The sequence below is a fragment of the Pseudomonas sp. VS40 genome (assembly GCF_018587885.1).
Classification (GTDB): Bacteria; Pseudomonadota; Gammaproteobacteria; order Pseudomonadales; family Pseudomonadaceae; genus Aquipseudomonas; species Aquipseudomonas pergaminensis.
In genome coordinates this window covers 352,918-364,571 of sequence record NZ_JAGYWD010000005.1, presented here as the reverse complement: position 1 = coordinate 364,571, position 11,654 = coordinate 352,918, and the positions used below count along the sequence as shown (strand labels likewise).

General features: G+C 58.4%; 11 protein-coding genes. 7 read left to right on the top strand and 4 right to left on the bottom strand.

The features are described from left to right. The first annotated feature begins 72 nt into the window (after window positions 1–72). Window positions 73–4,698 (top strand): RHS repeat-associated core domain-containing protein, encoded by a 4,626-nt coding sequence (locus KHP07_RS17305; protein ID WP_214497604.1) that lies wholly within the window; start codon window positions 73–75, stop codon window positions 4,696–4,698. Continuing rightward, window positions 4,695–5,105: a DUF6896 domain-containing protein gene (locus tag KHP07_RS17300; RefSeq protein ID WP_214497603.1), complete on the top strand. Its 411-nt coding sequence runs from the start codon at window positions 4,695–4,697 to the stop codon at window positions 5,103–5,105. The genes KHP07_RS17305 and KHP07_RS17300 overlap by 4 nt, the downstream gene beginning before the upstream one ends. A gap of 37 nt (window positions 5,106–5,142) precedes the next feature. On the opposite strand, the gene KHP07_RS17295 is transcribed toward KHP07_RS17300, so the two are convergent. Beyond that, window positions 5,143–5,580, bottom strand: coding sequence for a DUF3995 domain-containing protein (locus KHP07_RS17295; protein WP_078048046.1), 438 nt, complete (start codon window positions 5,578–5,580; stop codon window positions 5,143–5,145). A 93-nt stretch (window positions 5,581–5,673) separates the two neighbouring features. On the opposite strand from KHP07_RS17295, the gene KHP07_RS17290 reads away from it, so the two are divergent. Continuing rightward, a complete protein-coding gene (locus KHP07_RS17290) occupies window positions 5,674–6,063 on the top strand; it encodes a DUF2946 domain-containing protein (protein ID WP_078048045.1) in 390 nt (129 codons plus the stop codon). A 95-nt stretch (window positions 6,064–6,158) separates the two neighbouring features. Further along, window positions 6,159–8,285, top strand: a complete 2,127-nt coding sequence (locus tag KHP07_RS17285; RefSeq protein ID WP_100490965.1) for a TonB-dependent receptor — start codon at window positions 6,159–6,161, stop codon at window positions 8,283–8,285. Window positions 8,286–8,414: 129 nt separating this feature from the next. Here the strand turns inward: KHP07_RS17285 and KHP07_RS17280 are convergent, their stop codons facing one another. Both KHP07_RS17280 and KHP07_RS17275 read right to left on the bottom strand, forming a co-directional pair. Further along, window positions 8,415–9,431 (bottom strand): ABC transporter substrate-binding protein, encoded by a 1,017-nt coding sequence (locus KHP07_RS17280; protein WP_214497602.1) that lies wholly within the window; start codon window positions 9,429–9,431, stop codon window positions 8,415–8,417. Window positions 9,432–9,564: 133 nt separating this feature from the next. Continuing rightward, window positions 9,565–10,014 carry a hypothetical protein gene (locus tag KHP07_RS17275; protein ID WP_177409513.1) on the bottom strand — a complete coding sequence of 150 codons (450 nt, stop codon included), beginning with the start codon at window positions 10,012–10,014 and terminating at the stop codon, window positions 9,565–9,567. A gap of 418 nt (window positions 10,015–10,432) precedes the next feature. Here KHP07_RS17275 and KHP07_RS17270 point away from each other — a divergent pair, with 418 nt between their 5' ends. The 3 genes from KHP07_RS17270 to KHP07_RS17260 all read left to right on the top strand — a co-directional run bounded on the left by KHP07_RS17270 (window position 10,433) and on the right by KHP07_RS17260 (window position 11,353). Beyond that, window positions 10,433–10,708: a hypothetical protein gene (locus tag KHP07_RS17270; protein WP_214497601.1), complete on the top strand. Its 276-nt coding sequence runs from the start codon at window positions 10,433–10,435 to the stop codon at window positions 10,706–10,708. Window positions 10,709–10,818: 110 nt separating this feature from the next. Further along, complete coding sequence (locus KHP07_RS17265) at window positions 10,819–11,049, top strand: hypothetical protein (RefSeq protein WP_078048040.1); 231 nt, start codon at window positions 10,819–10,821, stop codon at window positions 11,047–11,049. A gap of 67 nt (window positions 11,050–11,116) precedes the next feature. Continuing rightward, window positions 11,117–11,353, top strand: a complete 237-nt coding sequence (locus tag KHP07_RS17260) for a DUF2789 domain-containing protein (protein WP_078048039.1) — start codon at window positions 11,117–11,119, stop codon at window positions 11,351–11,353. A 7-nt stretch (window positions 11,354–11,360) separates the two neighbouring features. On the opposite strand, the gene KHP07_RS17255 is transcribed toward KHP07_RS17260, so the two are convergent. Next, window positions 11,361–11,564 (bottom strand): hypothetical protein, encoded by a 204-nt coding sequence (locus tag KHP07_RS17255; RefSeq protein ID WP_028615868.1) that lies wholly within the window; start codon window positions 11,562–11,564, stop codon window positions 11,361–11,363. Window positions 11,565–11,654: the final 90 nt, after the last annotated feature.

The following is an 11,654-nucleotide window of genomic DNA, read 5'->3' as shown; positions in this document are numbered from 1 at the left end:
TCTCAACCGCTCATCCAGACGCTTTTTGCTGCGGCATGCTCCGACGCCTTGCCCTCTGCCCGGACGTCACGGATGACCCACGCTGCCCACATTGCCCTGATCGAACATGAACTGAATGGCTTTCACCAGAGCCTGGTGATTTATCGCCAGCAAATGGGCACTTGGTATTCGCGCGCGCTGGATTCAGTCAGCCATGGGCTGGACATGCCTTCGCTGCTGGGGATGGACCGGGTGTTGCGAGCGGGGGATTCACAGCGCTCGGTGAGCATGGCAGATGCTGATTTCTCGACCGTGAGCCAGTGCCCAATGGGCGGCGAACTGAAGATCGAGAGCCTGTTCGAGTCGGTGTATGACGTGCCGATCGGCAATATCCCGGTGGAGGTCATCGGCCTGGATGACGGCAGTTCCACCGTGGTCATGCTGGATGAACAGGGTAAGGGTTCGCACCACTGCGCGGCGGGTGGGCGCTACCAGGTGCGGGTGCAGGGTGGCGTGTCCGAGGAACAGGTCGAGGCCCTGTTTACCTCTTACGCCGGGCTGACCGGCGACCTGGAGCGGTGGCTTCGGGAGCAATGGTCTGGCTTTAAACCCCAGTGGGAACGCTCGACCGCCAGTGCAATTGGCAGCGGCCTGTTGGCGGGCAGTTGGGCGGCGATTCGCGACGTGTGGGACAGCATCAAGCTGGTGCAGGCGATTCTTGAAGACCCGCTGAAGTTCGTCGAACAGTTGGGCACCGAAGCAGCCAAGTTGGCGCAGCTCGCGACCGATGCACCCAAGGTCATGGAGCAGGCCATGTTGCTGGCCAGTGACGAGGCCGCGCTGTACCTGATGTTGCGCACGGCGATGATCTGGTTGGATGCATTGCCACCCAGCGAAATAGCGAAAGTGGCGGCTGGGTTTGTGGTGTCGCTGCTGATCGACCTGGTGATTGGCGTGGTGTTGACCATCGCCTTGCCGGCGGCGGGTGTGGCGTATTTGAGTCTGCGGCTGGTCAAGTATGGGGCGCAGATTCTTGATGCGGCGGTGGGCTTTGTTAAGGGACTTTTGGCAATCCTGACGAAGTTCATGCAGGCCGTGGATCGCTATAAGGCGGTCGCGGTCCGCGGGGTGGTCGGCGGGCTCAAGCAAGGCACGATGCAGATGCGCTGGAAGGCGCGGCAGAACGCGGTGCTGAAGCAGAAAGAGCCTGTGGATGACGTGCCCGCTGTTGCGAAGAATCCGGCTGGGGATGCGGCCGCCTCTTCCGACAAGACAGCCACCAACGGCTGCCCAGTGTCGATGGTCACGGGCGAAGAATTGCTGACCCTCACCGATGGGGTGCTGGACGGCATTTTGCCGTTTGAGTGGACCCGGTTGTACCGCACCAGTGCAGTGGAAATGGACTGCGGGTTGGGGTTTGGCTGGAGTCACTCGCTGGCCCATCGGCTGAGTATTTCCGGTGATTCGGTGGTGTGGACCGATCATGAAAATCGCTCGACCACCCTGCCCTTGCCCACGGTTTCCCGCCCCGCAATCACCAATAGCCTGGCTGAAGCGGCGATCTATCTCGGGGCGTTGCCCGATGAACTGGTGCTGGCTCAGGCGTCACGTTTCTACCACTTCCGCGACGGTGTGCTGACGGCGATCAGCGACGCGTATGACAACCGGCTGCGTATTGCCCGGGATTTTCTGGGGCGCATTGAACGGCTGGATAACGGCGTGGGGCGCTCGCTGTTGTTGCGCTACGCGTCGGGCCGGATTGTGGCGGTGGACTACCAAATTCAACGCATCGTGGACGAGGGTCCGTATGTTTGGGTGACGGAACAGACGGTTGTTTCCTACGCCTATGACGACCTTGGCCGACTGATTTCAGCGACTAACGCTGTCGGCGAAAGCGAGGTTTATCGGTACGACGATCAGCACGTCATTCTTGAGCGCGGCCTGGCCGGTGGGGCGAGTTTCTACTGGGAGTGGGAACGGGCTGGCAAGGCGGCGCGGTGTGTTCGGCATTGGGCGAGCTTTTCGCAGATGGACACGCGGTATGCCTGGGACGACAACGGGCAGGTCACGGTGTTTAACGCCGATGGCAGCCAGGAAGTCTACGTGCATGACCAGCGCGCACGGCTGGTGCAGCGGGTGGATCCGGACGGGGCCGAGCACTTCAAGTCCTACGATGACAACGGGCGGCTGACGGTTGAGCAGGATCCGCTGGGCGCGATCACGGCGTATCAGTACGACGAAGCTGGGCGCTTGGTGGCGTTGTTTCCGGGGGACGATGAGCCGACGACCTACGAGCATGACAACGGGTTCGTACGGGTTGTGCGCCGGGGTGAAGCGGTTTGGAAGTATGAGCGCAATGATCAAGGCGATGTAACGCGCAAGACCGATCCTGACGGTCATGTGACTGACTACAGCTACAACAAATACGGGCAGCTGGTTGGGGTTTGGTACCCGGATCATAGCTGTCAGCGACTGGTGTGGAATGAGCGTGGGCAGTTGCTTGAGGAGCAGTTGCCGGATGGTGGGATCAAGCGTTATCGCTATGACGATCTTGGGCGAAAAATCTCCCAAGAAGATGAGCACGGGGCGCTCACACAATTTGAGTGGAACGACGTTGGGCGATTAGTCCAAATCGTCTTGCCGAGCGGTGATACGCGTAAATATACCTACAACGCGTACGGAAAAATCACCTCCGAACGGGATGAACTCGGCCACGTCACCCGCTACGAATACGCCGACGGCTTGCACCTGATCAGCCGGCGCATCAACGCTGATGGCAGCCAGGTCAAATACCGTTACGACAATGTGCGGTTATTGCTGACCGAAATTGAAAACGAGGTTGGCGAAACCTACCGACTCCAGTACCACAGCAACGGCCTGATCCAGCAGGAAACCGGGTTTGACGGGCAGCGCACGGCTTACGTCTACGACCTCAATGGCAACCTGCAGGAAAAGACCGAACACGGCGATGACGGTAGTCAGCTGGTTACCCGCTACGAGCGCGACCATGCCGGTCGACTCGTAAGAAAAACCCTACCTGATGGCAACAAGGTTAATTACGCCTACGACCGCCAGGGCAACCTCCTAAGCGTCGAAGATGGCCATTGGGCCCTGGCCTACGAATACGACGCTCAAAACCGCCTCACCGCCGAACACCAAGGCTGGGGCACCCTGCGCTACGGCTACGACGCCTGCGGCAACCTTCGAAACCTACGCCTGCCGGACAACAACCGCCTCACGTTCAACCACACCAAAGGTGGTCATCTCGCCACCGTCGAACTGAACGGTGAAGTCCTTACTTCCCATCTATTCAAAGCAGGCCAGGAACACCAACGCCAACAAGGCCAACTGATCAGCCATTACCACTACGACGACCAGCAGCGCCTACACGCTCACGCCGTCACCCAGCAGGCTTACACCCTCTACCAACGCCACTACGACTACGACAAATCCAGCAACCTCACCCGCCTGCTCGACACCCGCAAGGGCGACCACCGCTACCACTACGACCCCCTAAGCCGCCTCACCCGCGCCGACCACACCCAAGGCGAGCAAGAACGCTTCGGCCACGACCCCGCCGGCAACCTGCTCATGCAAAACCGCCCCGGCCCCGACATCGTCGCCGGCAACCGCCTGATGATCCAGGGCGACCACCACTACGACTACGACGCCTTCGGCAACCTCATCCGCGAACGACGCGGCAAAGGCCATCGACTCGTTACTGAATACCGCTACGACTGCCAGCATCGGCTGATCGGCATTAAAACGCCCAACGGCCAAACCGCGAGCTATCGCTACGACGCGTTTGGGCGGCGTATCAGCAAAACCGTTGATGACATAACGACCGAGTTCTTCTGGCAAGGCGACAAACTCATCGCCGAGCACCACGCGGATCGGCACCGTAACTATCTCTATGAACCGGACAGCTTCCGCCCGCTGGCCTTATTGGAAGGCTTCGGCCCAAAGGAAACCAAGCCCTACCACTACCAACTCGACCACCTCGGCACCCCACAGGAACTCACCGCACCGGATGGCGAAATCGTCTGGTCCGCGCATTACCGCGCCTACGGTGAAATCAGCCGACTAGACATAGGAAAAATCGACAATCCACTGCGCTTCCAAGGCCAATACTTCGACCAAGAAAGCGGACTGCACTACAACCGCCATCGCTACTACAATCCGGATGTTGGTCGCTATCTGACGCCAGATCCGGTGAAGTTGGCGGGTGGGATCAATGCGTACCAATACACCACCAATCCCACGGGCTGGGTAGATCCATCAGGACTGAATGCCTGTCCCGGGGAGGACAGCTGCAAACTACAGACAATCCCGGGCGCGGACAATCCAACCCAAAAAGCACATGTGGAGGATGGAGTTCAATCGCCTCCCCTCATCCACGGAGTTAATGCGGAAACCTTGAGTCGAACACACACCATCGAGGGCAAACGCTCAACCAAACGGGTTGAGAAAATTGCCCTTAGCATGCGAAGCGATGGGTACAAAATCAACGAACCCATTGAAATAGTCGAACACAACGAACGGCGCTATATTTTAGACGGGCATCATCGTGCCTCGGCAGCAAGACAAACACATACGCCAGTCACCTTAAAGTTAATCACCGATATATATAGCCACAAAACCACGTTCAACAGCATTGAAGAAGTGATAGAAGCATCAAATGCGGTTGGGCTCGATAGATTGGATAGGCCAAGACGATGAAAAATCAGACCCTGGAAAATTTGATAGCCGAGTATTTGACGCAAGTTGAAAAAGCGACTGACTTGCTTGAACAAGCTTTTGGAACCAAGAACATTCTCAGGCTGTGGCACTCCAAAAAAATCCCGCGACGAGGATTTGTCACCGACGGCGTAACCTACGAGTTGCATGGCATTGGATGCAGCGTTTATCTATCTGAAATATGTGTCGACTTTGATTACGGTCCGAATGAAAGAGTCGATGGGTTCGACCCGTGGAGACTGTATATGTACGCGTGCGAAGTACCATGCAGATACAAGAAATATACCAATAAAGATTCGCTTGAGCGTGATTTCAGCGAGTACCTGAAAAAGGGCAAAGCTCAGAAAATCTCTGGATCCATGTCCAACTTGTACTTCATACAGCCTTGATTGCATGGCCTGATCTAATGATCAGGCCCTCAACTTCTCACCCCCAAGCCACCACCAACAACCCCACCCCCAACACCAAACACAGCGGCGAGTAAAAATACGTATCCAACCTCGCAAACCGCGAACCACCCACCTTCTTGAAAAACCCCACCAACTCCGAATCCCCAATCGCCCTGGCAAACATCACCACCGCAATCGCGCTGATCCCCCACTGCAAGGCCCCGTGAGACACCGCCGAGAAATACAGCCCCGCCCGCAGGCAAACCAGCAAGGCAATGGCCACCAGCCCCATCGCGACCAGGAAGGTCCCGAGCGCCGAGGGCTTGAACGCGGGCTTTGGCCCGCTGGCGAATTCGCCGGGCAGTTGGGGGATGGCGGCGAGGCTGCCGAGTTTGCCGCCGGCGGCCCAGTACAGGTGGACCATGCTGATGCAGGTAAAAACCCCGACAATCCATCGTGCGACAACAAAGCTCATGGCTGGCTCTCCCTGAAAAGGTGCGAAACAGGATAGTCGCCCTGAGATTTTTTGCAGGCATTTCGTCGGCGGCTGATGGTAAAGTGCCGCCCCATGAAAATCGCCCGTGCCGACCGCTCGCTCATTGCCTGGATGCTCTACAGCTGCGTCCTGTTCAATGTGTTCGCCTGCAGTATCGGTCATGGGCAGATGGTCGGGATGCAGCTCAATGGCATCGGCGGTCAGTTTTGTACGGTGGACCCGCGTACCCAGGCGCCTAAGCCGTCCAACTCCACTGAAGAGAATGTGCCTACGCTGTCCAAGGCGTTTGGTTGCCCGCTGTGTTCCACCGGTGGCATGGGCCCGGCCCTGAGTTCCAGCCTGAATGTGGCCGTATTGCCACAACCCCACGCCCCACCCCCAGCCATTGTCCTGGCTGCTGACATCCCTGCCCGCTTCACCTGGCCCGCGGCTAATCCACGCGCGCCACCTGCGTTCGCCTGATTCCTTCGCGTTTTGATCTGCACTGAGTACCGTTTCCGCAAGGAAGTACGGGCGGCTGTGCGTTGTTTTCAAGCCAAGTTTTTCAGGATTCAACCATGAAACATCTACCTCTGTTGGCAGGCCTGTTCGGCTGCCTGCCTGTCTGCGCCTGGGCCCTTGAGTTGGCCCCAACGACCATTGATGGCGAACAAGCCGCCGAACCCGGCCTGGCCCTGGACCAATCCAGTGGTATGGCGTCGCGGTTGGGCTTGAGCGTGCGGGAAACCCCGGCGTCGGTGGCCATCGCCAATCGCAATGATATCGAGCGCCATGGCGCCAAGACCTTCCGCGACGCGGCCAATACCCTGCCCGGCGTCAACGCCAGCGCCCCACCGGGGTTTGGCGGGTTTGTCTCCTACCGTGGCTTTACCAGCAGCCAGATCACCCAGATGTTCAACGGCATCAACGTCGCGACCGGCCTGGCCCGTCCCGTGGATGCGTGGATCTATGACCGGGTGGAACTGGTGGGCGGCCCCTCCTCGCTGATCAACGGTGCAGGCTCCGTGGGCGGTTCGCTCAACTACGTGACCAAGCTGGCGACCCGTGAGGAACAGGCGGCCGAAGGCCAACTCACCTATGGCAGCTACGACACTGCCGGCATGGCTTTCGGGGTCAATCATGCCCTGACCGAACCCGGTGCCGAGGTGCAGCATTACGCCCGCCTGGATGTCAGCCGCAACACCAACCACAGTTACATCGACCGTGATCAGCGCGAGGCCTGGAGCCTGGCGTTTTCCCTGCTCAGCGACCTCACCCCCAACCTGTCCCACACCCTGGCGCTGGAATACCAGGACGAGCACGAAGACAGTCCCTACTGGGGCACGCCGGTGCTCAACCCCAAGGCGGGCGAACTGAAGATCGACAAGCACAACCGCTTCAACAACTACAACGTCGCCGACGGCCGCTACGAGCAGCGCACGATCTGGGCGCGTTCGATCATCGACTATCGTCTCAACGACAGCACCACGCTGAAAAACACCCTCTATCACCTGGACAGCCAACGCGATTACCGCAACCTGGAAACCTACCAGTACAACGCCGACAACAGCGCGGTGAACCGCTCGACGGCTTACCAAGTGCGTCATCAGGGCGAGCAGAACGGCAACCAGTTCGAGTTACGACACGACGACCGTATTTTTGGCCTGTCGACCACCTGGTCTGGCGGGTTCGAGTACAAGGTCAACAGCACCACCAACACCCCGCTGAATGTGCCCGGCAACAGCACGGTAGACCCGAACAACTTCGACCCCGGCCACTTCTACGACATCCCGCGAACCCGAGAGAAGTTCGGCAAGGACAAGACCAACGAAGTCACCACCAAGGCGCTGTTCGTGGAAAATCGTCTGGGCCTCACTGACAAACTCTCACTGCTGACCGGCCTGCGTTATGACGCCATTGACCTGGACGTCACCAACCATCGCGCGATAACCGCTACCAACCCTCGCCACTTCAAGCGCAACTGGGACCCGGTGACTGGCCGCGTGGGCCTGACCTATCAGTTCATCCCATCGGCCAATGTGTATGTGCAATACAGCACTGCGGCCGAGCAACCGACTACCACGACGCAAGTGTTCGATGTCTCGACCGGCAAACAGTGGGAAGTGGGCAGCAAGTTCGACTACCTGGACGGCCGTGGATCGGCCACCGTTGCCGCGTACAAGATCGAGCGCAAGGACTTTGCCGTCACCGACCCGCAGGATCCGACCAACAGCATTCCGGTCGGCGCGCAATCATCCAAGGGTATCGAGTTGGCCAGCTCGCTGCGCATCACGCCCAAGCTACTGGCAGAGGGCAACTTCGCCTGGGTCGATGCCGAGTACGATGACTTCAACGAGAAAATCGCCAGTGGCGCAGTGGTCTCGCGCAAGGGCAACACGCCCACTAACGTGCCCAAGCGCGTGGGCAACCTGTGGCTGACGTATGACTTTGCCGAGGACTGGCAAGGGGGGGTGGACGCGCGGTATGTCGCCGAGGTGTACGCAGATAATGCCAACACCCAGACAGTGCCGGCCTACACGCTGTTCGGAACGTTCCTGCGCTATAAGGTCGACTCGCACACCTCGGTGACGGGCCGGGTGCGCAACCTGACGAATGAAGTGTATGCCGAGTTCGCGCATGTATCGCCGGCCTATTACCTGGGCTCGCCACGAACCTTTGAGGTGGCGGTACAAACCCGGTTCTGACCTTCAAACACAAACCACTGTAGGAGCTGGCTTGCCAGCGATGGCATCACCTGGGTACACCTGAGGTACCGAGTCGCCTGCATCGCCGGCAAGCCAGCTCCCACATTCACCAGGCCGTGAGGTCCGAGCTTATTTCAGGCTGGCCTCAACCTTCTGTGCCACATCCTCGGTCAACCACGCCTTCCACACCTCGGGATGTTCCTTGAGAAACACCTGGGCCACTTCCCGAGGGGCGGTGTGATTTTCGCTCATGGTCGCCAGGGCTTTATTCAGCGGGTCAATCGGAAATTCGACCTTCTCGAAGAACTGGGCGATCTGCGGGTGTTCCTTCTGGAACGGCGTAGAAACGCCGATGCTCAACTTGGACGCCAACGATCGCGTCGGCTTCGGATCAGGGTTATCCGCATCCGTGAGGGTCTTCCATGCCTCGGCATCGAACGGTGGTTCTTCCAGCTGGATCAACTTGTAGCGCCCCATCAGCGGCGTCGGCGACCAGTAGTAGAACAACACCGGCTTGCCCCGGCGGATCGATGAGGCAATCTCGGCATCCAGTGCCGCGCCCGAGCCGCTGCGGAAGTTCACGTAGCTGTCATCCAAGCCATAGGCCTTGAGCTTCTGCTTGTTGACCACTTCCGAGGTCCAGCCGATCGGGCTGTTGAGGAAGCGCCCCTTGCCTGGGGATTCCGGGTCCTTGAACACGTCTTTGTAGCGCGCCAGGTCCTTCACGCTCTTGAGCTCGGGGGCGAGGGGCTTGATGCCTTTGGCCGGGTCACCCTTGACCACGTATTCCGGCACCCACCAGCCTTCGGTTGCGCCCTTGACCGTATCGCCCAGGCCCACCACCTTGCCTTCGGCCTCGGCCTTGACCCACACCGGACTGCGGCCGGCCCACTCTTCGCCGATCACCTGGATGTCGTTCTTCGCCAAGGCGGTTTCCAGGGTGATGGTGGTACCCGGCAACGTGTCGGTGGGCAGCTCGAAACCCTTCTCGACAATCACCCGCAGCACTTCGGTGATCAGGCTGCCGCTTTCCCAGTTCAGGTCGGCAAAATGTATCGGTGCCTGGGCGGCGTTAACCGGCAGCGTCGCCACTGAAAGCCCCAGGGTCGTCAGGGACGCAGCCAATAGTGTTCTCAATCCTTTCATGCCTTCGCACCTCGCGATATCGCAGCCAATGGCGGACGGCTTTGCTGCGTATGCGCGAAGCCTCTGAATAGTTAAGTCAACTCAACTGTAGTAGAGGTTCCGGGAGATAGCGGGTGATCGCGGTTTTTGCTGATTACTCGCTGGCCTTGAACGTGACCAGTTCACCCTTGCGCCATTTGGCGGCCTTGCCGGTCACGGCTTTCAGGGTTTTGGTCAGGCCTTCTTGCAACTGCTCGTTGGCGGCGAACACCAGCATCACGCTGTGGCCTTCCTTGAACACAATGCCCTGGCCTTCGGTCGAGGACACAAAGGCGTAGTCGCCCAGGCCATAGACGGTCAACTTGATGTCGCGGAACTTCAACTCGAACTTGCCGCCTTCACGACTGGGCAATACCGCCGCGCGGAAATGGTCGCCGACTTTGAGTTCAAGGCGAGGCTTGTCGTCCACCACCATCGCCGCTTCAGTGTCGATTTCGGCAATGTAGATGCCTTCCGGCGTCTGTTCGGTAATGTAAACAAAACGGGATTGAAACTGTTTGACCAACTTTGCGCGCAAATCACCCAGCACGAACAACGCGTGCATATCCAGATTACTGACTGCCAAGGAAACGCCCCCACATCGAAAAGAGCGCCGTCCGCCAGAGCGGGCAGCACAAAAAAACGGCCGTTACGGCACGATCACACAACGCATTGTTTGAAAAAAACTGAAGAAAATCCCACTGTCGCGCCATAAGACTAGTACAGACGTACGCGATGGACCTTTGTAAAGGTCATCAGGCATCACAGGAGATCACAGGTTCAACGGCCCGAGAATACGGGCTGACCAACTTCAGAGAAAAACCCAATTAAAAATGCAGTTTTCCGACATGCCAACACAAAAAGACACACCTGCCACGGAACTGGGTGTTGACCGCCGACGACAATACTAAAACAGCAGCACAGAGCAAAACCACCCACAGCGTTGCAATCACATTACCCGGATCGACCGAAAGGAGCAGGCCATGCAACGATCAACCTACAGCGCTATGTCTTCGTACACCCGTCCATCCCGTCAGGACGAAGCCCAATACTACCGCTTGAATGGCTCTGATGGGTACTCGGATTCGGTTCTTTACCAAGTCGTGCCTGCCGGTAGAAACTTCTTCCACATCCGCGAAGTGCTCAGCGGCCGAATCAAAGGCTTTCGCAGCGACCATGTCAAGGCCTGCGAGCTGGCCAAGAAACTTGAAGCAATGCTGCAGACAGCCCACGGAGCAATCGTTTCGTCAGGCCATTAACTTAACTGCGCCGCCGACCCGCAACAACTGCCATACTGGCCCGTCCACTGAAGTTTGTGCCCGCCGGGCCAGGTTTCACCAGTGCAGTTATCTCCAAGGGAAGGCTCTACGTGACGGAATTTGATATCGGCGAATTTTTCATCCATGGCGACGCGAGGGAAGTAGACGGCGAATTCCAAGCTGTGATCGTAATGCGGGCCAAGCCACCGCTGACCACTGTCACCACCCACCAGGTGGAAAAAGACCGCTGGTTCAAAACTGTCGACGCGGCTGCCATCGCCGCCAAGGACGCCGCCAAGGCGTTAAAGACTGCCGTGGACGCCGGGGCCCTGAATTCCTGAGATCCGATAGAACTCTGCTGCGCCACAACCCTCCCATGCATAACGACCACCCTGCATGGAGAACCAAATGGACGCGCCAATCCCCACCCTTGAAACCCTGTTTGAACAATTGGGCCTGGATTCAACCCCAGACGGCATCGATGCGTTTATCGTTGCCCATCCATTGCCTGAAGACGTGAAGCTCATCGATGCACCGTTCTGGTCGGCGCAACAAGCGAGTTTTCTCAAGGAAGAGCTTCGCGACGATGCCGAATGGGCGATTGCCGTGGATGAACTGAACCAACGCCTGCATCAAGCGAACTGAGTCGGCGTCAATGCAGGCTGTCTGACTGTTCCAGGCGCAACAGCGCCTGCCAGGCAGCCCTGCACTCCTCCGCTTCATCGCGACTGGCGAACGCCGTGCCGCGCTGCTCACCGTTGAGCAACACCACCCAGCAAGCCTTCTGACCCAGCGCACGCAAGGTTTCGGGAACGCCACTGCCAATCATCACGGCGACATCGACTTTGTTTTGCATGAAGCTTCTCCGCAGCATTAGTTAGCTGGCTAACAATGTTGGCCATGCTACGGTTTTCCTCCAGTTGGAAAAAGCTATCCCCGGAATAGC

Excerpts from the sequence above, each read along its gene's own strand:
- KHP07_RS17280 (WP_214497602.1), bottom strand. The coding sequence starts at position 9,431 with ATGAAAGGATTGAGAACACTATTGGCTGCGTCCCTGACGACCCTGGGG.
- KHP07_RS17290 (WP_078048045.1), top strand. The coding sequence starts at position 5,674 with ATGAAAATCGCCCGTGCCGACCGCTCGCTCATTGCCTGGATGCTCTAC.
- KHP07_RS17270 (WP_214497601.1), top strand. The coding sequence starts at position 10,433 with ATGCAACGATCAACCTACAGCGCTATGTCTTCGTACACCCGTCCATCC.
- KHP07_RS17285 (WP_100490965.1), top strand. The coding sequence starts at position 6,159 with ATGAAACATCTACCTCTGTTGGCAGGCCTGTTCGGCTGCCTGCCTGTC.
- KHP07_RS17300 (WP_214497603.1), top strand. The coding sequence starts at position 4,695 with ATGAAAAATCAGACCCTGGAAAATTTGATAGCCGAGTATTTGACGCAA.
- KHP07_RS17275 (WP_177409513.1), bottom strand. The coding sequence starts at position 10,014 with ATGCACGCGTTGTTCGTGCTGGGTGATTTGCGCGCAAAGTTGGTCAAA.
- KHP07_RS17260 (WP_078048039.1), top strand. The coding sequence starts at position 11,117 with ATGGACGCGCCAATCCCCACCCTTGAAACCCTGTTTGAACAATTGGGC.
- KHP07_RS17295 (WP_078048046.1), bottom strand. The coding sequence starts at position 5,580 with ATGAGCTTTGTTGTCGCACGATGGATTGTCGGGGTTTTTACCTGCATC.
- KHP07_RS17305 (WP_214497604.1), top strand. The coding sequence starts at position 73 with ATGACCCACGCTGCCCACATTGCCCTGATCGAACATGAACTGAATGGC.
- KHP07_RS17255 (WP_028615868.1), bottom strand. The coding sequence starts at position 11,564 with ATGCAAAACAAAGTCGATGTCGCCGTGATGATTGGCAGTGGCGTTCCC.